42 protein-coding genes and 2 pseudogenes are annotated in these 24,779 nt (G+C 56.0%); 3 read left to right on the forward strand and 41 right to left on the reverse strand.

The genetic code is table 11. The annotated features are described in order from the left end of the window. Nucleotides 1-149 precede the first annotated feature (149 nt). The 39 genes from HB633_RS29965 to HB633_RS30155 form a co-directional block, all read right to left on the reverse strand. Nucleotides 150-341: a hypothetical protein gene (locus HB633_RS29965; protein WP_213781753.1), complete on the reverse strand. Its 192-nt coding sequence runs from the start codon at nt 339-341 to the stop codon at nt 150-152. Nucleotides 342-513: 172 nt separating this feature from the next. Further along, the gene (locus tag HB633_RS29970) at nt 514-1,242 is read right to left on the reverse strand and encodes a hypothetical protein (RefSeq protein WP_213781754.1); all 729 of its coding nucleotides are present in this window, start codon (nt 1,240-1,242) and stop codon (nt 514-516) included. A 21-nt stretch (nt 1,243-1,263) separates the two neighbouring features. Beyond that, on the reverse strand, nt 1,264-1,503 hold the full coding sequence (locus HB633_RS29975) for a hypothetical protein (protein WP_213781755.1): 240 nt from the start codon (nt 1,501-1,503) through the stop codon (nt 1,264-1,266). Nucleotides 1,504-1,544: 41 nt separating this feature from the next. Continuing rightward, nucleotides 1,545-1,697, reverse strand: a complete 153-nt coding sequence (locus HB633_RS29980; protein ID WP_213781756.1) for a hypothetical protein — start codon at nt 1,695-1,697, stop codon at nt 1,545-1,547. Nucleotides 1,698-1,806: 109 nt separating this feature from the next. After that, the gene (locus HB633_RS29985) at nt 1,807-2,058 is read right to left on the reverse strand and encodes a hypothetical protein (RefSeq protein WP_213781757.1); all 252 of its coding nucleotides are present in this window, start codon (nt 2,056-2,058) and stop codon (nt 1,807-1,809) included. Nucleotides 2,059-2,145: 87 nt separating this feature from the next. After that, nucleotides 2,146-2,382 carry a hypothetical protein gene (locus HB633_RS29990; protein ID WP_213781758.1) on the reverse strand — a complete coding sequence of 79 codons (237 nt, stop codon included), beginning with the start codon at nt 2,380-2,382 and terminating at the stop codon, nt 2,146-2,148. A gap of 27 nt (nt 2,383-2,409) precedes the next feature. Beyond that, nucleotides 2,410-2,727, reverse strand: a complete 318-nt coding sequence (locus tag HB633_RS29995) for a hypothetical protein (RefSeq protein ID WP_213781759.1) — start codon at nt 2,725-2,727, stop codon at nt 2,410-2,412. Between the two features lie 305 nt (nt 2,728-3,032). After that, nucleotides 3,033-3,716, reverse strand: a complete 684-nt coding sequence (locus HB633_RS30000; protein WP_213781760.1) for a hypothetical protein — start codon at nt 3,714-3,716, stop codon at nt 3,033-3,035. A 225-nt stretch (nt 3,717-3,941) separates the two neighbouring features. Then, the gene (locus HB633_RS30005) at nt 3,942-4,652 is read right to left on the reverse strand and encodes a hypothetical protein (RefSeq protein WP_213781761.1); all 711 of its coding nucleotides are present in this window, start codon (nt 4,650-4,652) and stop codon (nt 3,942-3,944) included. Nucleotides 4,653-4,681: 29 nt separating this feature from the next. Next, nucleotides 4,682-4,876 carry a hypothetical protein gene (locus HB633_RS30010; RefSeq protein ID WP_213781762.1) on the reverse strand — a complete coding sequence of 65 codons (195 nt, stop codon included), beginning with the start codon at nt 4,874-4,876 and terminating at the stop codon, nt 4,682-4,684. Between the two features lie 211 nt (nt 4,877-5,087). Continuing rightward, complete coding sequence (locus tag HB633_RS30015) at nt 5,088-5,669, reverse strand: hypothetical protein (RefSeq protein ID WP_213781763.1); 582 nt, start codon at nt 5,667-5,669, stop codon at nt 5,088-5,090. Nucleotides 5,670-5,921: 252 nt separating this feature from the next. After that, entirely contained in the window at nt 5,922-6,176 is a 255-nt protein-coding gene (locus HB633_RS30020; RefSeq protein ID WP_213781764.1) for a hypothetical protein, read from the reverse strand. Nucleotides 6,177-6,333: 157 nt separating this feature from the next. Beyond that, the gene (locus HB633_RS30025) at nt 6,334-6,666 is read right to left on the reverse strand and encodes a hypothetical protein (RefSeq protein WP_213781765.1); all 333 of its coding nucleotides are present in this window, start codon (nt 6,664-6,666) and stop codon (nt 6,334-6,336) included. Nucleotides 6,667-6,698: 32 nt separating this feature from the next. After that, a complete protein-coding gene (locus HB633_RS30030; RefSeq protein WP_213781766.1) occupies nt 6,699-7,040 on the reverse strand; it encodes a transcriptional regulator in 342 nt (113 codons plus the stop codon). Then, on the reverse strand, nt 7,037-7,321 hold the full coding sequence (locus HB633_RS30035) for a DUF6516 family protein (protein ID WP_213781767.1): 285 nt from the start codon (nt 7,319-7,321) through the stop codon (nt 7,037-7,039). The genes HB633_RS30030 and HB633_RS30035 overlap by 4 nt, the downstream gene beginning before the upstream one ends. Before the next feature lie 63 nt (nt 7,322-7,384). Then, complete coding sequence (locus tag HB633_RS30040; RefSeq protein WP_213781768.1) at nt 7,385-8,041, reverse strand: hypothetical protein; 657 nt, start codon at nt 8,039-8,041, stop codon at nt 7,385-7,387. A 15-nt stretch (nt 8,042-8,056) separates the two neighbouring features. Next, nucleotides 8,057-8,305: a hypothetical protein gene (locus HB633_RS30045; RefSeq protein ID WP_213781769.1), complete on the reverse strand. Its 249-nt coding sequence runs from the start codon at nt 8,303-8,305 to the stop codon at nt 8,057-8,059. A gap of 17 nt (nt 8,306-8,322) precedes the next feature. After that, the gene (locus tag HB633_RS30050; RefSeq protein WP_213781770.1) at nt 8,323-8,520 is read right to left on the reverse strand and encodes a hypothetical protein; all 198 of its coding nucleotides are present in this window, start codon (nt 8,518-8,520) and stop codon (nt 8,323-8,325) included. Nucleotides 8,521-8,537: 17 nt separating this feature from the next. Then, nucleotides 8,538-9,134: a hypothetical protein gene (locus tag HB633_RS30055; protein WP_213781771.1), complete on the reverse strand. Its 597-nt coding sequence runs from the start codon at nt 9,132-9,134 to the stop codon at nt 8,538-8,540. Nucleotides 9,135-9,151: 17 nt separating this feature from the next. Beyond that, a complete protein-coding gene (locus HB633_RS30060; RefSeq protein ID WP_213781772.1) occupies nt 9,152-9,358 on the reverse strand; it encodes a hypothetical protein in 207 nt (68 codons plus the stop codon). Nucleotides 9,359-9,378: 20 nt separating this feature from the next. Continuing rightward, nucleotides 9,379-9,585 (reverse strand): hypothetical protein, encoded by a 207-nt coding sequence (locus HB633_RS30065; RefSeq protein ID WP_213781773.1) that lies wholly within the window; start codon nt 9,583-9,585, stop codon nt 9,379-9,381. Between the two features lie 25 nt (nt 9,586-9,610). After that, on the reverse strand, nt 9,611-9,850 hold the full coding sequence (locus HB633_RS30070) for a hypothetical protein (RefSeq protein ID WP_213781774.1): 240 nt from the start codon (nt 9,848-9,850) through the stop codon (nt 9,611-9,613). A gap of 35 nt (nt 9,851-9,885) precedes the next feature. Further along, nucleotides 9,886-10,407 carry a hypothetical protein gene (locus HB633_RS30075; RefSeq protein WP_213781775.1) on the reverse strand — a complete coding sequence of 174 codons (522 nt, stop codon included), beginning with the start codon at nt 10,405-10,407 and terminating at the stop codon, nt 9,886-9,888. A 162-nt stretch (nt 10,408-10,569) separates the two neighbouring features. Beyond that, nucleotides 10,570-11,598 (reverse strand): hypothetical protein, encoded by a 1,029-nt coding sequence (locus HB633_RS30080; protein ID WP_213781776.1) that lies wholly within the window; start codon nt 11,596-11,598, stop codon nt 10,570-10,572. 266 nt (nt 11,599-11,864) lie between these two features. After that, complete coding sequence (locus tag HB633_RS30085) at nt 11,865-12,239, reverse strand: hypothetical protein (protein WP_213781777.1); 375 nt, start codon at nt 12,237-12,239, stop codon at nt 11,865-11,867. Between the two features lie 591 nt (nt 12,240-12,830). Then, entirely contained in the window at nt 12,831-13,073 is a 243-nt protein-coding gene (locus HB633_RS30090; protein ID WP_213781778.1) for a hypothetical protein, read from the reverse strand. A gap of 15 nt (nt 13,074-13,088) precedes the next feature. Next, the gene (locus tag HB633_RS30095; protein WP_213781779.1) at nt 13,089-13,457 is read right to left on the reverse strand and encodes a hypothetical protein; all 369 of its coding nucleotides are present in this window, start codon (nt 13,455-13,457) and stop codon (nt 13,089-13,091) included. A gap of 55 nt (nt 13,458-13,512) precedes the next feature. Next, nucleotides 13,513-13,746: a hypothetical protein gene (locus HB633_RS30100; RefSeq protein ID WP_213781780.1), complete on the reverse strand. Its 234-nt coding sequence runs from the start codon at nt 13,744-13,746 to the stop codon at nt 13,513-13,515. Between the two features lie 402 nt (nt 13,747-14,148). Next, a protein-coding gene (locus tag HB633_RS30105; RefSeq protein WP_213781800.1) for an IS3 family transposase occupies nt 14,149-15,353 on the reverse strand; the annotation gives its coding sequence in 2 pieces (ribosomal slippage) (nt 14,149-15,029 and nt 15,029-15,353; 1,206 coding nt in all). Between the two features lie 366 nt (nt 15,354-15,719). Continuing rightward, complete coding sequence (locus HB633_RS30110; protein ID WP_213781781.1) at nt 15,720-15,947, reverse strand: hypothetical protein; 228 nt, start codon at nt 15,945-15,947, stop codon at nt 15,720-15,722. 21 nt (nt 15,948-15,968) lie between these two features. Then, nucleotides 15,969-16,514 (reverse strand): hypothetical protein, encoded by a 546-nt coding sequence (locus HB633_RS30115; protein ID WP_255581288.1) that lies wholly within the window; start codon nt 16,512-16,514, stop codon nt 15,969-15,971. Between the two features lie 105 nt (nt 16,515-16,619). Then, complete coding sequence (locus HB633_RS30120) at nt 16,620-17,018, reverse strand: hypothetical protein (RefSeq protein WP_213781782.1); 399 nt, start codon at nt 17,016-17,018, stop codon at nt 16,620-16,622. A 101-nt stretch (nt 17,019-17,119) separates the two neighbouring features. Beyond that, a complete protein-coding gene (locus tag HB633_RS30125) occupies nt 17,120-17,542 on the reverse strand; it encodes a GNAT family N-acetyltransferase (protein ID WP_213781783.1) in 423 nt (140 codons plus the stop codon). Between the two features lie 7 nt (nt 17,543-17,549). Continuing rightward, nucleotides 17,550-17,804: a hypothetical protein gene (locus tag HB633_RS30130; RefSeq protein ID WP_213781784.1), complete on the reverse strand. Its 255-nt coding sequence runs from the start codon at nt 17,802-17,804 to the stop codon at nt 17,550-17,552. 27 nt (nt 17,805-17,831) lie between these two features. Continuing rightward, on the reverse strand, nt 17,832-18,680 hold the full coding sequence (locus HB633_RS30135) for an HNH endonuclease (protein ID WP_213781785.1): 849 nt from the start codon (nt 18,678-18,680) through the stop codon (nt 17,832-17,834). Nucleotides 18,681-18,704: 24 nt separating this feature from the next. After that, entirely contained in the window at nt 18,705-19,562 is an 858-nt protein-coding gene (locus tag HB633_RS30140; RefSeq protein WP_213781786.1) for a toll/interleukin-1 receptor domain-containing protein, read from the reverse strand. Nucleotides 19,563-19,648: 86 nt separating this feature from the next. Then, a complete protein-coding gene (locus tag HB633_RS30145) occupies nt 19,649-20,092 on the reverse strand; it encodes a hypothetical protein (RefSeq protein WP_213781787.1) in 444 nt (147 codons plus the stop codon). A gap of 47 nt (nt 20,093-20,139) precedes the next feature. After that, nucleotides 20,140-20,430: a HigA family addiction module antitoxin gene (locus tag HB633_RS30150; protein WP_346730390.1), complete on the reverse strand. Its 291-nt coding sequence runs from the start codon at nt 20,428-20,430 to the stop codon at nt 20,140-20,142. Between the two features lie 17 nt (nt 20,431-20,447). Then, nucleotides 20,448-20,726 carry a type II toxin-antitoxin system RelE/ParE family toxin gene (locus tag HB633_RS30155; protein ID WP_213781801.1) on the reverse strand — a complete coding sequence of 93 codons (279 nt, stop codon included), beginning with the start codon at nt 20,724-20,726 and terminating at the stop codon, nt 20,448-20,450. Nucleotides 20,727-21,054: 328 nt separating this feature from the next. Here HB633_RS30155 and HB633_RS30160 point away from each other — a divergent pair. From HB633_RS30160 to HB633_RS31090, 3 genes and pseudogenes are all read left to right on the forward strand, one after another. Then, nucleotides 21,055-21,834, forward strand: a pseudogene (locus HB633_RS30160) (Tn3 family transposase); the annotation flags it as partial. A gap of 262 nt (nt 21,835-22,096) precedes the next feature. Then, a complete protein-coding gene (locus HB633_RS30165) occupies nt 22,097-22,447 on the forward strand; it encodes an FCD domain-containing protein (protein WP_255581290.1) in 351 nt (116 codons plus the stop codon). Between the two features lie 545 nt (nt 22,448-22,992). Next, a pseudogene (locus HB633_RS31090) lies at nt 22,993-23,240 on the forward strand (integrase core domain-containing protein); the annotation flags it as partial. A gap of 125 nt (nt 23,241-23,365) precedes the next feature. On the opposite strand, the gene HB633_RS30175 reads toward HB633_RS31090, so the two are convergent. Further along, nucleotides 23,366-24,088 (reverse strand): FCD domain-containing protein, encoded by a 723-nt coding sequence (locus HB633_RS30175; protein ID WP_213781790.1) that lies wholly within the window; start codon nt 24,086-24,088, stop codon nt 23,366-23,368. Between the two features lie 29 nt (nt 24,089-24,117). Continuing rightward, nucleotides 24,118-24,729: a histidine phosphatase family protein gene (locus HB633_RS30180; protein WP_213781791.1), complete on the reverse strand. Its 612-nt coding sequence runs from the start codon at nt 24,727-24,729 to the stop codon at nt 24,118-24,120. Between the last annotated feature and the right edge of the window lie 50 nt (nt 24,730-24,779).

A 24,779-nucleotide genomic window follows, 5' to 3' on the forward strand; every position in this document is an offset into this window, starting at 1 on the left:
AGGGGCAATAAGCAATGGCGTAACACCGATATCGTGAACCCGCGAGCAATGTGGAATGCCTGCAAACGTCTTCCGCGTTCCAAAAGTGCGACCCCAGCATCCGTCGTAGTGCACCCGAACGCATCAACGACCGATATTTCAGCAGCCTGTTAGACGTCGCCGCTTTGCTCGGAAGACGCCGCCCCTTGTCTGACGGCCGCTGACGCGGCCTGCTGCGTCATGTCGTGCCTCCAGGCAGTAAAACCACTGCTGTTTCCATCGATGGACGCGCCGAGCCTAGCGACGGTCTCGATCGCGAGACCCGTGCCTTGAGCCAGTTCCGGCCAAAGATACACGTGCACGGGCTCCTTCTGCGCGAGCAGAAGCCTACTCGCATAGGCTTCAAGTAGGCTTGCTGCAATGTTTTCTTCGGTGGCCTTTGCTCTCTTTTTCGTGTCCGATCCGCGATAGCCGTTTCGCCGAACGCTGACTGGATATGTGTCCATAGCTCGGTTTCCTCTTCTGTAGCTATCGTTACGCTGACACAATGGAACGTATCTCGTAAAGCTTATCGCTTACGGTATCGAGTCGGGTGATGAACCGTTCCAGAAATTCGTTCGTCACTTCGAAGTACTTATCCTCAGCGTCTTTGCGTCGATGAAGAATCTGTGCCTTAGTGTCGTTCGTGATGGGATAGGCGTGAACGAAATCAGTACGTTCTTTGTTTAGCGCGGAAAACATGTCCACGACGTTTTGCGCGATGGGCTCTACCTGAGGAAGTGAACTGATAACCGTTTTCGCACTGGCGCGGAACTTGGACAAGATCGCCCCTCCGGTACCTGCCTCCACTTCAGATCGGCTGAGAGTCTTGTCAAGGTGGCAAGCAACCTCCGCCATGAAGCTGCAGAGCGAGGCGAACCCATAGAGAGCCACCCCAATGCGATAAAGGTAGGCGTCGTCATCAGGCAGCGCTAGCCGAGTTTGCTTTCGCACTGCGTCTACCGCCAGATTAGTGATTCCAGTTCTGCTCATTTGCTGTTTTCCTACTTCTTTGCTCGGTTGGCTTCGGCATACAACTCGCCCAAAATCATCCGCGCGACCCTCGGCGGCTGGCCCACCTCGCGCCTCCTTTGCCCCACCGCCTGTCATCCGGACTGTCATCCAGTCCGTCCTATCAACGCTGTATGCGCCAATCACGTCAAGGCCGTTGACCGTGATCGAAATGTCAGTCCAGTGCGTAGGCGCGCTTTTTCGTTTCGTCATGTCGCGAAGCTCCGAATTTTCCTAGTCGCGAGGCAGCCAGCCTCTCGCGTTGCGTGCGGGCAGCGGAAACCCTTTCGCTTCGAGATTTGCTGTCACCTTCGCTTCGAGGTGAGGAGCCCAGCCATCCCAGTTCGCCTGCCAACAGGTCATGCACACGTTGATGCCATACGTCGGAATGGTCTTGCCGTCGTACAGGTGTGGCCCGAACTGATAGCTCGTCCCGCAGGTGTCGCAGCGCTGCATGAATTTCACGTCTTTCATGATTTCTGATTCCAGTTGCCTTGTGCCATCGCGCCGTTTTCCTAGGGTAATTGCGGCCATCCGCCGATCGGCATGGGTGGCGCATCCAGTCCAATGCGTTCGGCATGTGCAAACAATGCGAGCTTCAGCATTGCCAGGTCGGTATCAGTGCCCTCCATCACCGTGCGGTGCTCGACCCGGCGAGGCTTGCTCACGTCTTTGCTGGAAATTTGACGTTCAAGACCGACCGACTCTGCTGCACTCTGCACATGGGCCGCGTGCCTCTGTTTGAATTGAACTTTCCGCATGTACCTTTCCGAGCAATCACGCACCTAGAAGACGATTGCAGGCGGAAAGGCTGCTCGGTCCACTCTGTCCATACGTGGAGAAGTTACGACCTTGCCCCAAGTGGCGCAACGTCTCATGGCCCAGCGCTTCAAGATCTCCTTGCACACGGTCGCCGATGGCAACGTCGATACCCGCGAGAAGCTCGAATACCACATGATCCCCGTTATCGATCGCGACAATGAACATGCCACGCCGTTGATTGACTGCCACTACACTTCCCTTTTGCATGGAGGCTCCTTAGTTTCGAGTGCTGGTCACGCCGGTCATTTCTCCGCTTTCATGGCTTCAGGGCGCTCGCACGATTCGCGTTCCCTGTCAGCCCTCCGGCGGGCAATGGAACCCATCGCGCCTCAGAAACGCGGCGTAGAGATTGAGCGCCCCCTCGCCTTGGGGAGTAACTTGCCATTTCGAGTCAGCTTCGGACTGCCGCACGAACCCGCGATCTTCAAGCTGTCGAAAGGTCCGCATCTCGTATTGATAACTCTGTTCGTAGAACAATGCCCAGAGCAATCTCTGCGCATTCGGATGCAGGCCACCTGCCTTCTGGTTCATATTTTTTCCTATCTACGCGGTGTGCGTCTAGTCCAGCTTCGGTGGATACGCCCGTTCACCAAAAAGATGTAGGTCGTTAAACGCAAGTTCAATTCGTTCGATTGCGTTCGGTTCGTTGTCGGCGGTCTCGATCGAGACGAGCCTCGTTAGCCTTAATGCGCCTCCCGTCTCGTGCATTTCGATCGCTGCTGCTTCGATCTTCGTGCCAGGAGAGCAACGACTCTCTAAGCATTCAGGTAAGGCGGTCAATAAACGCTGAATTTCGCCATCGCTTTTGGACAAGCGAAGGGGATCGCCACTGGTCGGCGTGCCGTCATAGAAAGCATAAAAAGCAAATCGATTCATGGTCAATTTCTCCGGCCTGCTTGGAACTCGTCGATTTCCGGGGTCTAGTCCCCTTCCTGATAAACGGCACATACCTAACGCGACACGCCTCACCGCGGCAGCTCGTAGCCGATTGTAAAAATCGTGGCGCCGAGCCTGCGCAGCCCCTTGGAGCCGCTACACCATTTGACCAGCGACGCGTCTCGAGCCACTTCGAGGATCCAGCTTGGGCGCGATATGCACCGCGCCCATGGTCTCGCGGTGTAGAGAGGCGCGAATCGGTAGCTTCCCAAGCTCGGTTTACGATGGCGTACATCAGCTTTTCCCTAGTGCCACCGGAAGGCGAGCGCTTCGGGGACGTGCTCAATACCAGTCGATTCGAGATAACGACGGACAAGGTAGGAAAGTCCTGCGCCAAAGCGGCCATCGTACATCGCAATATCATCGGCCAACACAGAAAACACTTTCGCATAGCCAGCGTTCAGTTTTACGCGAGCAGAACCGCACCAGTCACCGGCGCTGATCATCCTGACGCCTTCGCGGAGCTTGAGCGGCAGCGCGTCGCCCTGCTCGCCTGCCCATGCGATGTTTTGCTCCGCCTGACGTGCGGGCAAGCCCCAGTTCATGAGTTTCGCGACGAGATCACGGGCGGGCGTCGCCGACTGTGCGACGTACACGGCCTTACGTAGTTCGACGGCGAGATCCATCAGGATTTTGTCGTTTGCATCGAAGCCTTCACTGCCCCAGCCATACAATCCGGATACGGACTCGAGGGTGGATGCGGTACCGCACCTGCGTAGGTGAGCCGGCATGGCAAGCGAATGGCGGTAGTCGTACGGGAAGTCAAGCGCGACATCACCCCGGATAAGCGCGGCCAGGTAGGCGGTGAAGCCAGCCACATACTCGTCGGCGAAGTACGCGGTGCGATTCGGGCTGGCAGAAAGCCGCAGAGCTTCGAAGGACCCGGACAGACTCCGTTGATCGATGGGCTGGAGTGTTTCGGCGAGCATCTGCTTTCCTACTCGTGGTCGCGAAGGGCCGCAAGGGACTCTTCGAGCGTTCCAGCAGCGTCGAAATGCAGTCGAACGCTGGCCTCGTCCAGCGGCTCTCCCGATGGCATCTTACGTGACTCCGCAGAGTCAGGAAGCACGTGTATCGCGGCGCGCAACGCGAGTGCAGTGGTCAATGTGGACATATCCGTTTTCCGAGGTCTATCCAGTTCCATCAGCGGTGGATCACGCGGCGGGGCCATCGGGTGTTGTTGCGAATACTTTACCGTCCGCCGAGTTCCAGCTTATCGGCATGAGCCCGACCAACCTGTCAACGTAGTCAACCATCTCTCTAAGCCACTCTGCAAGTTCGGCGAACCGCACTTCATGCTCGTGCACCCGCAACCTGTCGATGGTCTGGACGGTCTGCTTTGGATTGGCCGGGTCATCCGCCGGAATTTCAGGACCGGTCGGCTGAATCATAATCGGCAAATCGATCTTGAGCCTGCCCGCTGCAAGTTCTTCCTCGATGTGCTGCATCTTGTTGCGCATCTTCCCAAGCAGTTCGCCTGCCGAGCCAAGAAAGCGGGGCTTGGGTTTCAATTCACAGATCACTGCGCGCTCCCTGACTGTGAGATCCTGTCGTTTGCGCAACTCCCGCATCGACCGCACGGCGAGGTACATGCCAGTGATGCACGACTCGAAACGAGCGATGCAACGATATAGTTCGCTCACCTTCAGCGTTTGGTTTGCGTCGATTGTCCAGACGTTGTGCAGGTGCAGAGCTGCCGCGAGATAATCTTCGCGGGCAGCAAAGACGCAGCGCACATATGTGGAAGTGAGCGTAACCACAAACGGGTTGTCCGAGAAGTGGCCGGTGAAAATCTGTTTGCCCCAGTAACCGACGAAGGGATCCGTCGGCGCAGGAACATCTGGGATGTCGAGCTTGATGAGCATGGTTATGCAACGGTTATGGATCTGTTTTCCTATTCCACTTTGAACCGGGACTCAAGCCAGTCGTAGCCATCGTCTGGATCACACTCATTCGCGTTCTTCCAACCATCAAACCATTCCCCATGCTGCCAAGTTCCGGCAACGTAGGGGTTCGCATCGGTGTTCTGCCTGCGGCGGTAAACCCCAGCGCGTTCATCGAACGGCAACACATTGGTGAGGGTGGGCATAATGTTTTCCTATTCTTTGACCGGGCGCATCAGGTATGCGCCGCTGGCAATCGCGGCCAATCTACCCCACGCTGAAAAGTACAGGGGCATCGCTCCCGCAGAAAATGATCCAAAAAGCCCGGTAGCCGCGACCCCAGCCAAAACGAAGTTAGCGACAGCAACCGCCAAAAGAATGCTTGCGACCTTCACTGACTGACTTTTCGTCATGGCTTCATTTTCTTGCTATCGCGGACCCAGTTTTTATCCGAAGACCGCGAACGTTGTACGACACCACCGGCAGCTGTTCCTTCCCCGTCAGGGCGTGCAGTTCAATGTGAGGGTGCGTTCGAAAGGCCGGCTCGGTCCATACCTCTGAATCCGTAGTGCTTCTAGCGTGAATGCCCGCCCATGCAAAAAGGACCGCTTTTGCGACGGCTACTTCAATCGATGAAGGACCCGGACCGCGGTATCGTCTGAGACGTATTTTGATATCGTTGCTGCCGGCAACCGACGAGATGCTACGCATGTCTTTTATTCTGTCCGGCTTTCCGCGTGGCGAAAACTTTAACTCCAAAAAGCAGATCACCTCGCGTGTATTGCAGATCACCATGTCAGGGATGATTTTCGCTCCGCTGGGCAATACAATTGTCGGTTCGACAAAGATGCGCCGATTCGCGCCAAGTTCAGCACTAAGGTCCGAAAATAGGCATGCTTGAAGGTTACGTTCCGAAGCAATTTCACGGTTGCCATACCTCCTTACGGTTTGAGTCCATGCCTTAGACAATTCATTGCCGATCCTTGCGCGACGAACCATTTTTATTTCCTTTTTTAGCGTGCGAAACGCGCGTGTTGTTGTCCGCTTCGTTACTTGTGATCGCCGTTTATGTCGCCACATTTGCTCTCTGACATAGCAAACTGAATCTGTTCGTTCGCGGCACGAGCGGCCGACAGCGGCGACTCTTTGTCGTCGTCGGACGCTTGTTGATGACCGCATCCATATGCAAGCGCTGCAACGAGCGCAACGATACAGGTGGCGTTTCTCATTTTTCTGGTTTTGCCTGTTTTCCTATGCCTTGATGCGCACCACACGCGCCGCTTGGCGAATTCGTCTCGCCGCGTTGCGTGAAGTGTCAGAGACCGTCTCCCAGTCGTGATGCCACCAGTCGATGACAGCGGCCGCTTCTGTAAGTGAACGCGCGGCAACCACATCGCAGACTTCGCCTACGACCTCAGCCCACCACGAAGCGCCCTCGGCATCGCTCGCGCAAGCGTCAATAGCCTGCCGATAGATCGCTTTTGCCGCGTCGGGTGTGATTGCCATGTTTTCCTCTGGATAGCTAGTCGGCTGGATGCACGTGATTCCAGGACCTGTATCTCGACGGTGCCACCGATTCGAGGAGCGTCACTCGTGGCTGCGGCATCCCATCACTACCTGTTTCGTCGAATGCTATTTCAGCAAGCTTCCTTGCGAGAACCGCCTAACACGCTTCTGGAATGAACGCCCAAGGACGCACTTTCCAATCGCTGGGAACATGCAAGTCCCTGACCAAAGCGACTTTCAGTTCATCCCAGTGTGAATGCCACGCCTTTAATCGCCTCAACAAGGCATCTTGCGCGGCCGAATACGTGATCTCGCACAGAAACACAGCGCGGTCCCTGAAATTCACAGCAACGGCGTCACAGTACCAATGTCGCCCCGGAAACTCGTCAGGATTGCCACCCTCGTCGAGCTGGATGCAGCATTCTATGTTGACGAACACTGCGCGGTCAGCTCTGAGGTAGTCAGTAACGACGCCTTGATAGTAGTCCACCCATAGCCTCCAGCCTTAGTGTCGTTATTTTCCTATGCTGCTTGGAGCATGAAATCGACGTGGACAGCCTCGTAAGGAAACACTATCGCGCCCTCCGCGTTGCGCTCGATTACACCAGCGTCGAGCAACGCATGCACGTCTCGATGAACAGCCTTCACGTCTCGCTCCACGCGACGGGCTATCTCACGAATCGACAACGGCCCCGTCCCGGTGACGGCCTTGATGATGTTCCAACGCATCTGCGTGAGCGTTTGAAACAGCAGTTCCGGCGATTCGAAGGTGATGTATGCGCCTTGCGCCTTTCCTTCAAACGCTGCCAAAAACCGCTTGTTGACGGCCTTGCGCGAGGCAACACCCAAGGTTACGGTTTTCATAACGGCCTCCAAGTATCTACGTCAGCCCAAAAATCATCGAGAAGCTGAGCGGGTGTCGAAAAAGAATAAGGCGTCTCAAGGTCGCCAATGTGGCGGTGATCGCCCTTGCCGCGCTCGTTGTCGTACCGCAAAACGCACACGCTTGAGACGATATATGCGAGGCTGTATTTGAACGTGTGGACGCTGCCAAGTAATGGTTCGGGCACCTTCCAAACAAGCAATTCAGCAAAAGCCTGCTCGTTGACTGCGTGACGCTCTTTGAGTAACAGGGTGGCTTTCATGTTGGACATTATGACAACACTTTTAGGTGTTGTCAATTAATCCAACACGCCGAATGTGTTTCCCTATTTGTCCTGCCAGTCGGGTGTCGGGCCGTAATCGACGCCGCGTGCCATGTCGGTGAGGAAACGGCGCACGCCTGCGAGCGTAGGGAGACCGTTGAAAAGCACGCCGTCAATTCCGTATGGGTTCGTGTACCAGGTCAGGTTATCGGCGCTGTCGTACACGACTGAATGGCACTCGATGGACACGGATTCGCCGGTCGCCAAGGTTGCGGTCAAGTCCTCTGGCGTGGGTAGATGCAGTTCGGCCCATGCGTTCACGGCGATCAGCTTTTTGATGCGTTCGCGCTCAGCCTTTTGCCGCTGTTGTTCCTCCAACTCCCGCTGTGCGTCTGCGATCATCGCTCGCGTGTCCTCTGCTTCTTCGATGAAGGCGCTACGAAGCTCGGGAACGTCATCCAGTAGCGCGGGCACAATCAAGTGTTCGTCTGGATCGTTGACGGCTACGAGACCGGCGTAGGCTGCGAGAGAAAGGGCTTCGTCGCTGAGATAGACGAAATCAGCCGATCCGGGTTCGCAGGCGAAGCGAGAGAAAGACCATAGGATGCGAGCGCGCAGAGACAGGCCGAACAAACCTTCGTAGCCGTTCGACCCCAGGCTGCGCACGATGACGGCGAGCTGTGGCCGCAGCCACTCGTCTATGTTGCGAATCTCTCGCATCTGTTTTCCGATCTGTTAGAGAAACGATTCACGCGCGCGATTTCGTTCCGCAATCTCGTCTGCCGTCACCGGACGCAAGGACTGCGCTTCGATTCGCCATTCGGACCCATCGGCAAGCTCAGCCAACAGCACACTCTCGATGCCAAGTTCCGGCAGCGCGAAGGTACGGATGGCCGACACCACCGCGGCCGCAGCTGGGTCAACGCCGCGAATCGCAGTCTCGGCCTCCGCGATCCATTGTTGATTGGGTAAAAAAGCAGTCATCTTGATTTTCCGTTATCTCAAAGCAGGACGAAGGTTTGGTGTTCACCGTACTGCGCGAGCACTGTCTGAGCCTGTTTTACAGCCTCGGCAAGTTCGGTCGTCCGTGTTGCGTCGTTGGTGTTTGAGTTCGCCGCCTCAGACGCGCTCACTTGCCGTCGCAGGGCGTTACGTCCGTCCAGGAGACGGCGATAGTCGTGATCGCTAATTTCGATCATTGGGCTTTTCCGTCTTGTTACACAGACCGCAGCGGGTAAGTGCGGCTATGAAGACCGCCGATGCGAACTTCGTCGTATCCCTTCTTGGATACCGCGAGACCCTTGCTCACCGTGCCGACTTCGCCCTCAACAACAAACACGCCTTCGGTTGTCTCAACCTCAGTGAACCGCTCAGCACTCAAAAGCCCGTGAGCGACTATCGTGCGGATCGTCACCAGTTCGCCAACAGATTTGAACTGGTTACGTTCTTGCTCAACCTTTTTAGCAGCCAGTTGTTCGGCTTGGTACTGGGTCCACCCGACAAGCACAATGCGCGCAGCCGCGCTTCCGATTAGGGCGATGAACCCTGCGAGCGCGACGTAACCGACGAGGCCCGCGATGTAATAGCCAATGAATGCCCCAATCCCGCCGCCGTTTGACTTGAACGCTACATCGAGCGAGCCGCTGAGTTGTGCGTTGGTCGGTAGATAGCCATTCAACGCAGTAATTGGCCAGGAACTAACTTCTCCCCGGAGGAATTGGACCTCCATCCAGAGGCAGTACAGGAAGGCGGCGAAGGTTGCTACCGACAGCGCATTGCTACCAGCCTTCCTAATCATTTGTGTCGTGCTCATTTAGATTTTCCGTCCTGTCAGGCGTCTTCAAACACGCCAAGCCAGCCCTTCACCGAAACAGTTTCAAGTGCGTCGAGGTCGAACGCCGCAAACTCGCTGTCGAGGTCAGTATCGGGCGCGATCAGCAGGTTCAGGCCCTGTTGCGACGATGAGGCGATAACCTCGCGGGTGAAACCTGCCTCGCGGGCTTGCGCTTCTGTCGTCATGCGTGCAGTCGTGGCCATGATCTTTTTCGGTTTTCTGGTCACTTGCGCTCGCGAGCGCGCGCGATTGCGTCGGCTGCGATGGTCTGCGGCGTTTCCAACACGACGCCACCATCCCATTCCAACACAACAGGCGCACCACAGGACGCACAGGTGGACGCCTCGCCATCGTGCGAGTCTCCGTCAAGGTGTTGATCGCCACCCTTTCCGCATTCTGCGCATTTGTAGACATACAGAACCTCACGCATCTTGCTCTCCTGTTTTCCGATTCGTTCAGTGACTGACCGCGTAGAACGCGGAAGGTAGTTGCAACAAGAATCCCGCGCTGATCAAGGCGATGCCAAACTTCGACCAACGCTGGTAACGGCGAATCTCATCCGTTATCTCAGAGCCGCTGTAGGCGCCAGATGTTAGAACGTCGATGTTAGGCAAGCCGAAACGATAGGTCAGTACCCCACCGAAGAAGCCCGCAACAACGCCAATGATGTTCAGGCACGCAAACACGTGCGACATTCAACCTCCGTTTAAGTGATTTTCCGTTACTCCAGTTACTGCGGCGGCTGTCCAATCACTACCGACTGCCATCCTTGCCCCGCCCAGAAGAACCGAGGCTGGGTGATCCGGATGGGCGACTCGGTGATTAATTCGCGATACTCGTGTGCCGCATCAGTCGACCAGTATGCCTTCGCCCGCTCGCAAACCTGCGGATAGGAAAGGCCTTCGAAGTCCCGGAACAGGTCCGCGTCCCCGATATGCCTCGGCGCACTCGGGTCGCAGATTTCCGCGCTCCATAGCAAGAGTTGCTGCTTGCCCCAATATTTCGGCGTCGCCGTTCGCATCGCGTCTTCGAGAGACGTGAACAGGAAGCTCGCCTTCCAGCGGCTCGGCAGTTGTGGATTAATCCTCAAGCGCTCGAGTTCGATTGCCTGTTCGATAACGATCCACCACGGATCGCCGCCATTTAGCCGCTTCACGGTGTAGTCGTCGTAGCCCCGCGCCCATCCCCCAGGCGGGATCTCCGTTGCCGTCTGCAGATGAGTATGTCTAGAAACAAAGAACAGATCAGGCATTTCCCGTTTTCCTAGTTGACACGGATCGCTAAGACTTATCTACCGCATCGGTCCCAGCGATCGCTTTCTCGGCATCAATGCCTTTGAGTTTCATATAGACGGTGAACTGCGCGCACATCGCCGTGCGAGCGGCCGTTGCCGCCCCGCCTGGACGCGACGAGATCATGCAACGAACATCTCCCGCATTTCCTTGTGATACTGCTTCCATGCTTTGTCGCTCAGCTTGTTGACGTTGACTTCCCTGTAGTCCTGGCGAAGTCGTTCAAGCATTTCCCGAAAAGCGACCTTCATGTCGTCGCGGGCGGTAGCAATGGTATCCCATGCTTTCTGCCTTTCTTTGGAGAGCGGCATGTCGCCAGGGTTGGTAAAGATGTTCAGTTGGCCATCTGGCGAATCGTGATAATGCTGATCGTAGGCAAGCGTCGTTTCCCAACTCTGGCGAAATCGCCTGACGCACTCATCCAGTTCCGTGTCGTAAAGACTGAACCGGTTACTGCTGACCACAGCATTGAATTGTTCCCAGAACCAGAGCGCTTTCGAAGAGATACGTTTCGGGAGATTCTCGATGAGCTCGTCAACGACGTGAATGCTGATCATCGACATGAGCCACTTCAGGTTATCGACATCGTGACTGTGTTCGATTTCTTCTGCACTGAGCTTGCGCAACTGGATTGGCGTTTTGGGGTTCCGCGCAATAACGGCCTTGATTGCCGCTTTCGCCAGATCATCAAGCTCCTTGCGCGCTTCATCGGTAACCGGCTCGGCCATCGTATAGGGGCTGGCCCGGTTCTGCACAAAATCGAAGGGCAGATCGGCAGGGAAAACACCATGCGCCCTGTTGAACAGCATGACGATTCGATCCTCGCCGAGTTGCGCGGTCGCATATCCCAGCTCGAAGGTCACGTTCGGATTGGGGCACGGCCGCTCGGCGCCCGGGTTGATCGTAGTGATATCGCAGACGAGCATGTCGGCTTCGTCAATCTTCCTGCGAATCTTGATCGAGATATTTGGACTTCCCGACGTGTCACGCGTTGCTTCGTCGATCACGATGTTGAGCCCCACGTAGACGTTCTTGAGCGACCTGACGGCGTTGGCCAGCGCTTTGCGGATGGCATTGGCATTGGTCGTCGAAGGTGAATCGCTTTGCCATGAGAAAAAGACACGAAACTCTTTTTTCTTTTTGTTTCCCACAGGACACTCCGGATGGATGGTTCGGTTTGCTTTCGGTTCACTCTTTCTAGCTCTTACACTGGATAGTCATTGACCGGCTGTTGGCGGTCGATCCAAAAAGACCACCGGTGAGTCGCCACGCTCTAGGAGGTCAGTCTGTATGGCTCGACGTGGCCGTTGGCATACGCGCTGTCGTCACGGACCGACTGCGCGATCACACACGTTGCCCCAAGCACGCGACCACAGCAGCAATCAGCACGGCATAGCGCATCCCATTGCCTGCTTTCCTATGCTTGATTGCGTTTGCGAGACACAACGACATTGGCTCCAGCCGTCACGTCCGCAAGGTTCGCCGCTTCACCGCCGTAGATCGCCCTGAGCCGCGCCCGAATGCCTTGTTCCGACATATCGTTCGGCTCTCCCGCTATTCGAGGACGGCGGCCCACGACCCTGGCAGCGCCGTGTTCATCTATTTCAACGATGTCACCGGGCTCCGCGCCGCTTTCGGCAATAGCCTTCTCAACGAGACCGCCAAATCGAGGCTTCCCGTAACGGCTCGTCGGTTCCGACATCGCGCGCCCGAGCGTAATCGTGCCGCTTACCTCAAAGCCGTTACCGCGTCGTTTGACGCGTCGTTTCAACGAGTTGAGTGTCGGTGCCATGTTCTTCGTTTCCATTTTCCTTGGTTTCTTCGGTGTCAACCGGCGCGCGTTTGCCGCATCAGTGGCATCGAATGTGGTCGAAGCTACGACCGTGCCAATCAGACTCCACTGTATGCTCCATTCGACCACCCACGCACGGGGGCAGGGACCGAATTCCCAAGCCGGTTCAACGAAGGTCAGCAGGATCGGTCTTAAACGTAACGCCGCCGTCCCACTCCAACGTCACTGCTGCGCCGCACGCGGAGCACTTGGATGCTTCGGCGTCGTGAGAATCATCGGCTTCGCAATGATCCCCACGGTGGCCGCACTCTGAACAACGGTACACGTACAACACTTTGCTATCATCGGTCATGACTGGTCCTTGTTTAGTTTGAGGATCGCATCGTGCATTGTCCGCGCGCCACTGGCTCACCGAGTGAGCTACCTCTCCCATGCTCTGGCGTTTTCCGTTTTCCGAAGTGTCAGTTGGCTGATTATTGCCGCCCAACGAAGCGGCAAAGATCATCAACCGGTTGCTTTATTTTGGCGCGCTCGCCTGTTGATGCGGGGCAAGCGTGGCCTGCAAGATCTGGTTTTCCGTCCTGTTCACAGTCAATGCGACGCGCTCTGCTTGCCCATCGTGGCGTGCGCAAAAATCCAGTGCGAAATGAGCCGCGCACCATACAGTGCCGAAGCACCTTCGAGAGCGTAGAGAATCCCGATGAACAACCATCTGGACATGCCCGGCACGGGTGCAGGAATCTGCGCTACAAGGTCCATATAGACCGGCGTCGTGAGTGCAATGAGAACTACGGCCAGAACGAGCGCGCAGACGTTGATTCGAGTGAGCTTCATCGATCTTCCGGTGTGTCAGCGAGCGCAGGAGAAACGGTCACGCAACTCTGCCAGCTTCGAATCGAATGCTGCGTCATGCGTCGCCTGGCGGAACTTATCAACTAACAACAACATCGTGTTCTCAATCACCGGATTCGCATCCTCGGGGTTAAAGCCGTAGCCGCGAAGGATCGACGCAAGTTGATCGTTCGACGGCCTCTGCGCAGCGGCCCCCTCGAACACAACGCCGTCCTTGCGGCCTACGCGAGCAAGCAAGGCAACTTCGGCGGTCCAGTTTGCTGATGACGACGCTTTCTTTACCAGCACAGACTCTCCCTGAACGCGAATTCCGGCTTCCTTTATCTGACTGAGAAAAGCTTGAAACGATGGCATGTTGAAACTCACTTGTCAGCTTCCGGCCGACATACGGGGCGCATGCGCCAAAGTCCTATTTTCCGATTCATTTGAAAGGCCAAGCGGCGTCCACCTTGCCGCGTTTTCGCGCGCGGTTAAAGCGGACACGTCCCATTAACCAGATCAACAACGTTGCAAGCGCAAACAAGAAAACGTATGCCACCTGCATTACACCGGCGACGTTGTAAGCGCGCGCCATTGCAATGATGACAATCGCCCCGAGGAAGAAGGCCAACGCAATGACGCTCTCTCTCGCCGTCCACCAACTGGTTTTAGTCATGATTGTTTTCCGTTCTCTGTGACGGCTAGTCGTCGGGATGCGCGTGGTTCCAAGACCTGTATCTCCACGGTGCTACCGATTCGAGAGACGTTACGCGTGGCAGAGGCATCCGGTCATTACCTGCTTCCTCGTGCGCCAGTGGAGCGAGTATCCTTTCGAGAACCGCCTGACAGGCGTCCGGAATGAACGCCCATGGGCGCACTCTCCAATCGCCAGGCACGTGCAAGTCTCTGATCAATGCGAATCTGAGTTCTTCCCAGTGTGAATGCCACGCCTTCAGTCGCTTCACCAAGGCGTCCTGTGTCGACGAATGCGTGATCTCGCATAGAAACACCGCCCAGTCTCTAAAATTAACAGCTACTGCGTGGACTTGCCCCTGCATAACCGGACACGTGGTCACGCTTAGGTTGGTGAATTTTCTTGCTGGCGGAATTCGCGTGGCGAGCGGTATTTCAGGGCGCTGTGCGGATGCGATTCGTTGTAGTGGCCGAACGCGATGGCCAGGTTTTGCAGCGCCGTCGTCGCGTCAGGCTTGGGCATCCACGAAACGTAATCGCGCTTCATCGTTTTGACGAAGCTCTCAGCCATCCCGTTGCTCTGCGGACTTCGGACAGGGGTTGTGATGGGCTTTAAACCGATTGCCCGCGAGAACGTCAACGTCTCCTCGGCAATGTAGCAGGAACCGTTGTCGCTCAGCCACTCGATTTCGCTATCGGTTTTCAGCGCTCCGTGGAAGCGGTTTTCGACAGCCTGAAGCATCACGTCACGCACCATGTCGCCGGTGTAGCCCCCGGTGCTTGCCGCCCAACTCATGGCCTCGCGGTCGCAGCAGTCCAATGCAAAGACGACGCGCAATGGCGAGCCGTCATCGCAACGGAATTCGAAGCCGTCCGAGCACCAGCGCGCATTGCTCCGGTCCACCGCGACCCTGCCGTCGTGCCGGCGCGTGGATTCAGGATGCCGAGGACGGCGCTCGAGCAGCAGACCGTGGGTGCGCATGACGCGATAAACCCGCTTTGCATTTACGCGAGGCTGGGCCTGTGCATCCCTGTTTCGCCGCAACAGCGCCCATACACGCCGGTAACCGTAGGTGGGCAGGTCGCAGACCAGTCCCCGAAGCTCGGTGACCAGCGGCATGTCGTCTAGAACCGGCATCTTGCGCCGGTCGACCCACCCAACGAGGCGCTTCGATTTGACCGCAAGATTAGAGCGCGACACACCCAGGACTTCACAGACCGTCTTCAACGGTCGTCCCCCGGCAGCAATGGTGAGCGCGCAATCAATTTTTTTGCCCGGTTGTACTCCATTGCTTCGCGAAGTATTTCCACTTCCATTGTCTTCTTGCCCAGCAGCCGCTGGAGTTCGCGAATCTGCTTCATCGCTTCGACAAGGTCGGAGGCTGGCACCACCTGTTCGCCAGCACTTACGGCTGACAGGCTTCCGTCCTTATACAGCTTACGCCAGGCGAATACCTGGTTCGCATTTACCTGATGGCGACGGGCTACCCCGGAAACGCTCGCTCCTGGTTCGAAGGTCTCGCGCACTATCGCAAGCTTCTCATCGACAGAGCGGCGCCGGCGCTGTTCCGGCTGGGTCAGAACCTCGATGGGTTCTACATTGGAGTTAGGCTTAAACATAGGCGGAAGACTACCTTAAAATTTAAGCGTTACCTCGTGTCCGTTTTTGGACGGGGCCAATCCACTGCGTCGCAATACCAATGTCGCCCAGGAAATGCGTCAGGGTTGTTACCCTCGTCGAGCTGGATACAACATTCCGTGTTCACGAACATCGCGCGGTCAGCTCTGAGGTAGTCAGTGACCACGCCTTGATAGTAGTCCACTCATCGTCTCCATCCGAGCATTGTTGTCAGTCCTATTGTGAAGGCAGTTCGATGTAGTTCCGGACAACCGTCCGTGGGTGAGTGTTTGCCTTGTCGAACGAAATGCCTGCCCGCACCGACAACCAATGTTCATTCACGTCCACGATGTACGTCCACGTCGAATCGAGTCGGGAAAGGAACCTTGCCAGCGTCGTTCGTGCACCTGTACGCGCATGCTCGATGCAAACACGCCAAGATCACGCAACACGCACCACCCACCGACTGCCGTCATTCCGTCGTGGCTGTTCCATCCAAACCGCTTTGCGGCATCGAGCACGATGTTGTATCCGATTCCGGTAGCCGTATGGATCGCGTAGGGCACGCAGTCGCTTACGATGTTTTCCTACGTGAATTGACGGGGTTCGATGCGACCTTTGTCGACGACGGCTAGGCCGAGCGACCAAAGCATAGGCACGACAACCATCTCGTAGACCGCTACTGCTACTTCGATCGCATGAAGCGCGGCTCCGGAGTCACAGGAACGTCCTTTGTGGATAATGTCGTTTCTAAGGTCCTGGACTGCCTTGCTCTCGTCTATGAGCACTGCCTGCGTACCATCACGTCTTACTTTTACCAGTTCAAGGTTGACCAACGCTTGAAACATACGGGACAGCAACTTTCGGTAGCGATCTAATCCTGGCTGCTTTACAGCATGTTCCACGATGACATCCGCGAGACCTACGCTGAGCACCAGGCCGTACACGATCGGCTGCAAAAGTGTGGCTTTCAAGAACAGTTCGATCGCGGTCGCGCAGAATACGACCGTGGCCGACGAATGCCCATTTGCCTGGAGGCGCTTTACTTCCTGAAGTATCTCCACTGCAGGGCGCATCACCATCGGGTTGTCCAAGTAAAACGAGCGCAGACGGTCCTCAGTGAACTCGCTCACCGCCTGCTCTTTGTGCTCAGGTTAGAGCTCGTCACTGATTCGCTCGTACATTTCGTCGAATGCGGCATCTTGCGGTTCGTAGCTCATCGATTTTCCTATCAGTCTTTATGGCTGGACGTTTTGGATGAACTGCTCCAGTTCACCATGCGATGGCTTGCTGTCGAGCAGCCGCTCGTACGAGGCCAGCAGCGAGGGCTTCCCTCGGCACAGCGACCTCGCAAGCGTCATCTGATCGACAGTCGGCCCATGCCGGCGGCTGGCTGCGCCATGACCGTCGAGCGGCAGGTGACGCGTGAACCATCCCTCCCACCGATCAACGAGTGTGCCTTTGCCTGCATCGATCGAGATCTCGTCCAATACCCGAAACGCGCCCAGCGCGACACCGAACAGACCGATGCAACTCCAGCCCCACGCCATCGACCGGGTCCAAGCGTTGCCGCAAAGGACTGGACCGACGGACATCACCATGCCGGTCATTGCGATGCTCACAGGCATCAGAATCACGCCGCTCCAGTATCTCGACAACGGCACGTGGCGAGCGAGCAAGGGCGCTACGATTATCGCGAACGGCCCGAACAGCAGTAGCAGGGTCTGCGTTTATTTTCCTACCCGTTGTGCTTAGGTTGGAGGTCTTTCTTCATCAATCTGGAATCCAATTCACCGTTGAATCCCAATGTCGAATACCAAGCTCGGAGAGCACAGGCATCTATATTTTCGTCGAGCGGGTGGACCTCAAGTTCGATAATTTTCGCGTCCAATCGTCTCGCCGCTAGTTCCGCACGTTCCATCAGCCTCGCCCCAATGCCGCATTTTCTGAAGCGATCCAAAACGAAAACTTCGTAGACTTTCGCACTCGAAGTCCTATCGTAAAAATCGAGCATCAGTAGACCGGTTTCGTAGCCGTCGTCGACCGAAACGAACCCTATAGTCCAGATCCGCCAACCACGCTCCGCCCGATCACGCAAAATGGTGCTTTTGATGTCATCCGCCTGATGAACTTCACGAATTGCACACTGTGGCCGGGACATGATTTTCCTAGACGTTCAGGCGCATTGCTCGCGCCGCTTCACGAATCCGCTTCGCCGCACCACGAGGCGTATCAGACACCGAAGTCCAGTCGTGGTGCCACCACTGGATGACATCGGACGCTGCATGCAACGAGCGAGCGGCGACCACATCGCGAACTTCGTCCGCGACCTCATCCCACCATGCCGCACCCTCGCCGTCGCTCGCCCGAGGATCGACAGCCTGACGATAAATCGCCTTTGCAGCATCGAGTGCGATTGCCATTGTTTTCCGAGGCAGATTAAGTTGCCGTTATTCTTCCACCGATTCAACCAACGTCCATGTGCAACGTTCCTCGTGGTGACGAAGGGATGCTGGAGCCGGTGCCTTGTCTGGAGACTTCGTCGGTCGCAAGCGACGCCCCTCTATACAGGCATATTCGGATGCCTTGAGTTCGTCGCATAGGTAAACGGTGCGCGACTCCGGATCGATTCGAAACATATGCATATCGAAAAGCTTGTGCAAATCCGCTCTTAACAGTAGTCCGTTCGAAACGTCGTTGGTATGCGGGCCAAGATACGGAATGATGTGAGCGGCTTCGAGCAATGCTCCAACCTTGCATCCTGAAATCGCACATGCACCTGCATACTCGTCGATCAACGCACGACGAAACTGAGGCTGCCCTTCCCTCTGCACCAAGGTCCGCATGATTCGACGCCTAGCATCTTCCGTCGGGTCGAATTCGCCGTCGGTCATGGCGCTTATGCGCGCCTCCTCTAGTTCGATTGCTTGCGGTGTCGAAATCTGACGCGGGCGGAGTTTCGTGTCGCCAATGTCGGCCAACTCCCACACGCCGTGAACAGCGAGGTTGTATTCTGCGAATTTCACCCCTCGGCCTTTTCCTATACGGACGAGACGGTCGTACTTGTTGCCGGTATCCGTCCGTCGGGGCTTTGTGTTGACGGCATGATTGGCTCGCGAGTAGCAGTTGACAGATAGCACGCACAGATCCGGGCCGAGGTTGTTTGTGCGAAAGTCGGGCACTCGTGCAACAAGATAGTCGCGCACCTCTGCGGTGCTAACCGGCCGGCCCATCGCGACCACCGCGTCGCCGACCATATCCCAAGTTGCCTTGTCGCCGTAACGATATTGGCGCGCCATGTTCGCTTTCCGTTACGTCTTTGATTAGGATGCCGCAGGGCGAGGCCCGAGCGGCGGCAGAGGAGCACGGATGTTGTGCAGATCATGTACGAGCTGTTGGTAAGCGACCGCAGCGTTCGGACCATCGGAAAGGTCCACGTACATCCTGCCCGCTAAATCGTCTGGCAGCACAGGCGCAATACCCGGGGTCTGTCGGACCACAGGGACAAATTTGTTTGTGCCGACGCTTTGCATGATCTGACTGCTTACCAGCATCTGCTCATAGCCTACGCCACCCTGACGTTCCTTCCCTTTGCGAACGTACTGTTCCGTGCAGATAACCAACACTCGATCGCTTTCACGGACACCGTTGACCATGAACGTGCTCAATTCTTCGCCCAATCCGAGTTGCCATTGATCGAGGATCACGTCGACGCCATCACGGCGCAACGACGACGCCAAGTTGGTGACCCATGAACGATGTTCAGGAGAGTCCCAAGAGTATGAGATAAACACCTTTGGTGGACGAGCTTGGGGCTGAAGTGACGGGCTTGAGACAAGTCCCGCGCTGTGAAGCACTCGGGCGAGATCGACATTCTTAACCGCCCAATGACTGCGATTCACTTCCCATTTAGGGTCAATATCTAGGTCGCGTAGCAAGCCAGTGAACGTGTCGTACGGAATGGGTGAGACGGTAGGATCAAACGCGAACGTGAAAGCAAATTCAGTTTGCCTGCGAGTCACTTCAGTAATCCTGCCGACGCGCGCGGGCGCCCGCAGATACTTCTCATACGCGAATAGCGTCGGTAGATTCATTAGCGAAGCGATCGTCGTATTATCGAGCGCAGCAAATGGTCGCTTAACGTCGTCGTGGGTGTGCTCGAATACGCGAGTGTATTCCATAGCCCAAGATGTCCCGGTCCACGCTTCCTCGTTACCGGACATTAGCAAGTTGTAGTATGTGCTTTGCATCTGTTTTCCATTGAGCTCTAGAGTCTGTTGAATCGGGGCAACCGACCAAACTTTTTCGCATACTCAAGCAGCAGAATACGTTCGTACACTGCTATTGTCGCCGCTGCGACTACTGGGCCCTTTCGCTCATACGGTCCTTTGGACGCTCCTGAATGCCAGATCGTGAATCGAAGGTTGCCTGCGGCGAGATCACCGGACTGCTTCTTGTACTCCGTGACCGCATCGTGTGATCGTTCCAATCGTCGCTCGACGTGATCTGACATCCCGATGTAGATCACAGCTTCGTCAAGATATTTTGCGGCTGCGGGCGACGATCCGGTATCAACCTCGCTTGTTGCCAACATATAGATCCCCAACAGCCCGAAGCGAACCGGAACGTCGAAATCGAGAGATGGGCGTTCTCGATTTGCCCATCGCTTCCACTGCGGAAATTCTATTGCAGGAATCTCGATCGTCGCCATGTCCGCTCTCTGCTTTCCAGCGCCTGCCGCGCCGGCGCGTTTCCCGATCAGACGGACGACCCGACGGGCTGCAACGGAATTACGTCTGGCTGCCCGCGTTGCTCAGCCAAGCTCAGTTCGTAGTTACTCTGTAAGGTCATCCAGAATCGCGCGGTGCTCACGCCCGCCCGCTCAAGACGCACAGCGAGGTCCGGACTGATACCCGCGTGCCCATGAAGAACTCGCGAGAGCGTCGTGCGCGACATTCCAAGCCGAGTTGCGGCGTCTGTAACTTCAATCCCGAGCGGCAGCAAAACATCTTCACGCAACAGCTCGCCGGGATGCGGATGATTCTTCATCATGTGTTCATTTTCCCTCAGTGATAGTCCTGATAATCAACTAGCTCGACGTCGGCTCCGACGAAGCGGAACGTAATTCGCCAGTTCCCGTTGACCCATGCCGACCAGTATCCTTTTAATTCGCCCTTTAATGGGTGAAGCTTGTAGCCAGGATGATTAAGCTCAGCCGGTGAACTGGCTGCATCGAGCGCAGCCAAAATACGTAACACCTTCGGAGCGTGCGCCGCTTGAATGCCACGTGCTGACCCTGTTCGGTAGAGGACTTCAAGTCCCTTGTGGCGAAAAGTGATTATCATACGCTGAGTGTAGCGCGTATCGCTACGCGCCTCAAGAAATTTGAGTGTCCGCTGCACGCTGATGCAACGCTTGAACGCGATGTTTCCAGTGCGAGTTCAGAGGAAAAAAACAAAAATAGCTGCTTTTCCGCGCGCTGGTAAGCGCTGCATCGACGAACCTCGGAAAGTACCGCACATCTGCTGGTGGGGCTCCCCGCTGCTGCGCCGAGAGGTCGTACGCCTACCGCCGGCGTAAAATGCCACCTCGACCGGAGAACGCCGATGACCATCGCTGTTGGAACCGCTTCTTGGACTGACCCTACGCTGATCGCGAGCAAACGCTTCTATGGCGATCGAGGGCGTGATTCGTCATAACGTGAACCGCGACGACGGTGGGGTGCTGCGACTTTCGGTAGACACCCACGGGTACACAAATGTAGGAATGGCGGTGTCGAAGCTGCTCGGTTTCGATCTCTGCCCGCGGCTGCGCAACCTCTCGGAACGGAAACTATATTTGCCGCGACGAGTGGCTGGTCCCGACGGGTTGGCATCGGTCCTTGCCTACGAGATATCCATCAAGGCGATTCGTGATGGCTGGGACGAGTTGCTGCGCCTCGTCGCGTCGATTCACTCGGGACGCGTGAGCGCAATTGTCGCATTACAGCGGTTCGGCAGCGCGGCACAGGGTGACCCCGTACACCGCGCTGCGGACCACCTTGGCAGGCTACTGCGCACGCTATTCTTGTGTGATTACTTCAGCAACGTGGAGTTTCGGCGCGAAATGCATACGTTGCTTAACCGCGGCGAATCGGTTCATCAGCTGCAGCGTGCGATCTACACCGGCAAGATCTCGCCTGAGCGCGGACGGCGCCGCGACGAGATGATTGCAATATCCGGCTCGTTGACGTTGCTGACAAACCTGGTGATTGCGTGGAATACGCAGCGCATGCAGACCACGCTTGATGACTGGCAACGCAAAGGGCAGGGGATTGACGACGACTGGTTGCGGCGGCTGGGGCCGGCGCACTTTGCGCATGTCAATTTCCGCGGAACATTGAGCTTTCCGATCGAGCGTTATCGTGACATGTTGCTGGATGCGGCGCCTTGGCGACGCATGGCCGGATCGTGAAGCGAGTCTGCAAATGAGAGGCGACGAACATCGGTGCAGAAGTCATCGTCTGTCGGAACAAGACCACACAAGTTGACCTAGACAACGCGCGTTTCGACGCCAAAGCCTAGCGCCGAGACGAAGCGTAGACGCGAACAACAGCAAGTGCATGGTGCGGATTTGCTGGCCACCTCGGTCGCGCGCCCACCGCGCGGCCGAATGAAAGCGCCAGATTTTGCACCAGCGGGACTGCATCCAGCAAAGTCAATGGCTTCTCACGCCATTGATTTTAAGAGAAAAAACAAGGCAAGCCGCCAGATTTAGCACGAAAAGGACGAATACCCCTATAAGCACGTGGGAAGAGGCAAACCGGTCATTTCACTCGAGCTTATATCGCCCATGCGATATGCCTCGCCTTCTGTCGAATATTGATGGGCTTCACGAAGCACGACTTCGATACATGTATGCAACGGCAACAGTCATCGACTGGAACACTAAATCAGAAGCAGAGCACCTGGACATCATGGCTGCAATCAAGGCCCGCGATATCGAATCAGCGTGTACCTTGATGGAAGAGCATATCAACGATGCAGGCGAAATTCTGATAGCTGCCGTGGGGAAACTGCAGTCATAAAGGGACGTCACGGCTGTCTTCTATGAATGCTGTTCAATGCTGCTAGCCTCGTAACAGTAGATCTTGGTTCAGGGTAGTGATATGGCCCAATTTTACTAGTACTACTAAGTTAATCGATGCTGCGCCGGTAGAGGTGGTATCTGAAAAAAAGGAGGCAGAAGTGCCCGATACTAACGAAGCATAGACTTAGAAAATTCTCGATGTATCCCTACGGCGCCTTGACGCCCTCGGTCAAGACAAAGCGGAATCCTCATATATTCCGTTCCGATTGGAAAAGCCGCGACTACGCGTTTGGGGTAGCGCGGCACATCCTCTTTCGGCTCTCGCAACCACTGCCGAACAGTATTCCTGGATAAGCCAGTGCGCCGGAAAATTTTTAGGATAGAGACGCCGTCGCGGAAATGCACCCGCCGAAGCTTGGCCAGCATGCTCACCGTAATCACTCCGGTTCTCCGCTCGGGCTACCGAGCGGACATTCGAACATGTGGGTCAGTTTTCGTAGCCATCAACATACCAGCACAGTCTTTACCGACGCAGTGCTCTCGCGCAGAATCGCTCTGTTGATGGACGGCAAGGGAAGCTGGCGCGAGAACGTTTTTATCGAACGACTGTGGGTAGCGTGAAGTAAGAAGAAGTGTATTTGAAAGCCTATGAGTCCGTCGGCCATGCACGCCAGTCCATCGCTAAATACCTAACGCGGAACAACCAACAAAAGCCTCATTCAAGTCTGTCGGACAAGACTCCGGATGAAGCTTACTTCGCGATGCTGCCCGCGATGAAAACGGCAGCGTGACCGCCCAGCATTCCACTTAAAAAACTAAAAAACTGTCCGACCGAACGGGGTCACCTCTCAATACACCCTGACCGCATAACGACAGATATTTCAACGACCTGATAGACATTTATATGAGCCATGCTTCAGTTAGCTTCAGGCTCCACATTACGCCAGCGATCGTCTGCACGCACGATGTGACGAAGTATTGCGGTAGCGGCAGCGTCACTGTCACGACGCTTAATGGCTTCATAAACAGCTTCGTGCTCCGCAATTGTGATGGCTTCCATGCCCGGCACCCGCACTAGCTCTCTATAACGTGTCATGAGCCAGTCCAGTAGGCTCTTCATGATAGATATCGTGATCGTGTTCTTTGTCATTTCCGCCATCGCAACATGAAATGCCATGTCGGCAGTGGAAAACGCCAAAGGACTCTCGCGCGCGGCCGTCATCGCGTCGAGGATTTTACGTAGCCGGTCGACTTCCTCGTCGGTTGCCAGTTTCGCCGCTTGCCAAGCGATACCGGTTTCGTAGATCGACCGCGCGTCCACCAACTGTTTGAGGGCCGATTCATCGGTATTGAGCAGGTAGCCCACCGAAATGCCAATTTGGCCCAATAACCCGTCATAAGTTGGTGCGACGAGCCGCGACTTCTTGCCGTTGACCACTTTCAAGATACCTAGATGTTCAAGCGTCGAAAGAGCCTCGCGCACTGCGGGTCGTCCTACTCCGAAGCGCTCGCTCAGTTCACGTTCGGGCGGAAAATCCGATCCCACTGCGAATTCACCGGAATTAAGCATCGTCAACAATCGGTCCAGAACGTCTTGGTATAGCCGGCGACGCGGAATGAGTTCAGATGAAGTGTCCATGTTTCTAACTCCTGCAGCTTGTAGGACCGTCAGATCTTCAGTTGTCCGGTGCGCGTAATGCCATCGTCCACGAGTTCGATGCAAACCACCGCGCAGTTCGCGATTGCCACCTTCAACGCAGTGCTCGCGTCCAAGGCCAAAGCGTTCATTAATGCGGCACGTATTGTACCTGCATGGGCTACAGCAACAATGTCTTTGGGGCCATGACTCTGCTGCAACACATCCACGCCTTTGCCGACACGGGCCGACAGGCTCAAGAACGATTCTCCATGCGGTGGGCATTCGTACGGGTCCGCGAGCCAGTATGGATGGCGTGGCCGCCCTCGTTGTTGATCAATCTCGTCTCGGTCGCATGATTGCCAAGTACCTAGGTGCTGTTCGGCAAAGCGTGGCTCCACGCGGTGCTCGACTATGTTCCTGCGCAAGCCCCTACGAGCGGCAGCAGCCAACAAAGCGTCACGGGTTTGAGCAGTCCTTGCCAGAGGCGTCGTAACCCATAGTGCTTCTTCCGGTAATTGACCGACAGCCCGGTCGAACAGTGCAATGTCATCACAATTGCAGGGGAGATCCAATTGCCCGTAGATCTTCTCTCCAAAGCAAGTTACCGGAGCGTGCCGAACCCACCACCATGTTTTTCTCATTTCGATCCCTTTACTTGGTCAATTTGGTAATGCTATGATGCTTTCATACC

This window comes from Caballeronia sp. dw_276 (assembly GCF_018449635.1).
Classification (GTDB): domain Bacteria; phylum Pseudomonadota; class Gammaproteobacteria; order Burkholderiales; family Burkholderiaceae; genus Caballeronia.

Coding starts and splice junctions, on each gene's coding strand:
- HB633_RS30090 (WP_213781778.1), bottom strand. CDS start 13,073: ATGAAGCTCACTCGAATCAACGTCTGCGCGCTCGTTCTGGCCGTAGTT.
- HB633_RS30065 (WP_213781773.1), bottom strand. CDS start 9,585: ATGCGTGAGGTTCTGTATGTCTACAAATGCGCAGAATGCGGAAAGGGT.
- HB633_RS30000 (WP_213781760.1), bottom strand. CDS start 3,716: ATGCTCGCCGAAACACTCCAGCCCATCGATCAACGGAGTCTGTCCGGG.
- HB633_RS30040 (WP_213781768.1), bottom strand. CDS start 8,041: ATGCGAGAGATTCGCAACATAGACGAGTGGCTGCGGCCACAGCTCGCC.
- HB633_RS29995 (WP_213781759.1), bottom strand. CDS start 2,727: ATGAATCGATTTGCTTTTTATGCTTTCTATGACGGCACGCCGACCAGT.
- HB633_RS30070 (WP_213781774.1), bottom strand. CDS start 9,850: ATGTCGCACGTGTTTGCGTGCCTGAACATCATTGGCGTTGTTGCGGGC.
- HB633_RS30135 (WP_213781785.1), bottom strand. CDS start 18,680: ATGGCGCGCCAATATCGTTACGGCGACAAGGCAACTTGGGATATGGTC.
- HB633_RS30145 (WP_213781787.1), bottom strand. CDS start 20,092: ATGGCGACGATCGAGATTCCTGCAATAGAATTTCCGCAGTGGAAGCGA.
- HB633_RS30035 (WP_213781767.1), bottom strand. CDS start 7,321: ATGAAAGCCACCCTGTTACTCAAAGAGCGTCACGCAGTCAACGAGCAG.
- HB633_RS30010 (WP_213781762.1), bottom strand. CDS start 4,876: ATGCCCACCCTCACCAATGTGTTGCCGTTCGATGAACGCGCTGGGGTT.
- HB633_RS30150 (WP_346730390.1), bottom strand. CDS start 20,430: ATGAAGAATCATCCGCATCCCGGCGAGCTGTTGCGTGAAGATGTTTTG.
- HB633_RS30155 (WP_213781801.1), bottom strand. CDS start 20,726: ATGATAATCACTTTTCGCCACAAGGGACTTGAAGTCCTCTACCGAACA.
- HB633_RS30055 (WP_213781771.1), bottom strand. CDS start 9,134: ATGAGCACGACACAAATGATTAGGAAGGCTGGTAGCAATGCGCTGTCG.
- HB633_RS30175 (WP_213781790.1), bottom strand. CDS start 24,088: ATGGACACTTCATCTGAACTCATTCCGCGTCGCCGGCTATACCAAGAC.
- HB633_RS30125 (WP_213781783.1), bottom strand. CDS start 17,542: ATGTCCCGGCCACAGTGTGCAATTCGTGAAGTTCATCAGGCGGATGAC.
- HB633_RS30100 (WP_213781780.1), bottom strand. CDS start 13,746: ATGACTAAAACCAGTTGGTGGACGGCGAGAGAGAGCGTCATTGCGTTG.
- HB633_RS30085 (WP_213781777.1), bottom strand. CDS start 12,239: ATGGCACCGACACTCAACTCGTTGAAACGACGCGTCAAACGACGCGGT.
- HB633_RS30015 (WP_213781763.1), bottom strand. CDS start 5,669: ATGGTTCGTCGCGCAAGGATCGGCAATGAATTGTCTAAGGCATGGACT.
- HB633_RS30045 (WP_213781769.1), bottom strand. CDS start 8,305: ATGACTGCTTTTTTACCCAATCAACAATGGATCGCGGAGGCCGAGACT.
- HB633_RS29975 (WP_213781755.1), bottom strand. CDS start 1,503: ATGAAAGACGTGAAATTCATGCAGCGCTGCGACACCTGCGGGACGAGC.
- HB633_RS30180 (WP_213781791.1), bottom strand. CDS start 24,729: ATGAGAAAAACATGGTGGTGGGTTCGGCACGCTCCGGTAACTTGCTTT.
- HB633_RS30075 (WP_213781775.1), bottom strand. CDS start 10,407: ATGCCTGATCTGTTCTTTGTTTCTAGACATACTCATCTGCAGACGGCA.
- HB633_RS29970 (WP_213781754.1), bottom strand. CDS start 1,242: ATGACGAAACGAAAAAGCGCGCCTACGCACTGGACTGACATTTCGATC.
- HB633_RS30140 (WP_213781786.1), bottom strand. CDS start 19,562: ATGGAATACACTCGCGTATTCGAGCACACCCACGACGACGTTAAGCGA.
- HB633_RS29985 (WP_213781757.1), bottom strand. CDS start 2,058: ATGCAAAAGGGAAGTGTAGTGGCAGTCAATCAACGGCGTGGCATGTTC.
- HB633_RS29990 (WP_213781758.1), bottom strand. CDS start 2,382: ATGAACCAGAAGGCAGGTGGCCTGCATCCGAATGCGCAGAGATTGCTC.
- HB633_RS30050 (WP_213781770.1), bottom strand. CDS start 8,520: ATGATCGAAATTAGCGATCACGACTATCGCCGTCTCCTGGACGGACGT.
- HB633_RS30060 (WP_213781772.1), bottom strand. CDS start 9,358: ATGGCCACGACTGCACGCATGACGACAGAAGCGCAAGCCCGCGAGGCA.
- HB633_RS30020 (WP_213781764.1), bottom strand. CDS start 6,176: ATGGCAATCACACCCGACGCGGCAAAAGCGATCTATCGGCAGGCTATT.
- HB633_RS30030 (WP_213781766.1), bottom strand. CDS start 7,040: ATGAAAACCGTAACCTTGGGTGTTGCCTCGCGCAAGGCCGTCAACAAG.
- HB633_RS30130 (WP_213781784.1), bottom strand. CDS start 17,804: ATGGCAATCGCACTCGATGCTGCAAAGGCGATTTATCGTCAGGCTGTC.
- HB633_RS30005 (WP_213781761.1), bottom strand. CDS start 4,652: ATGCTCATCAAGCTCGACATCCCAGATGTTCCTGCGCCGACGGATCCC.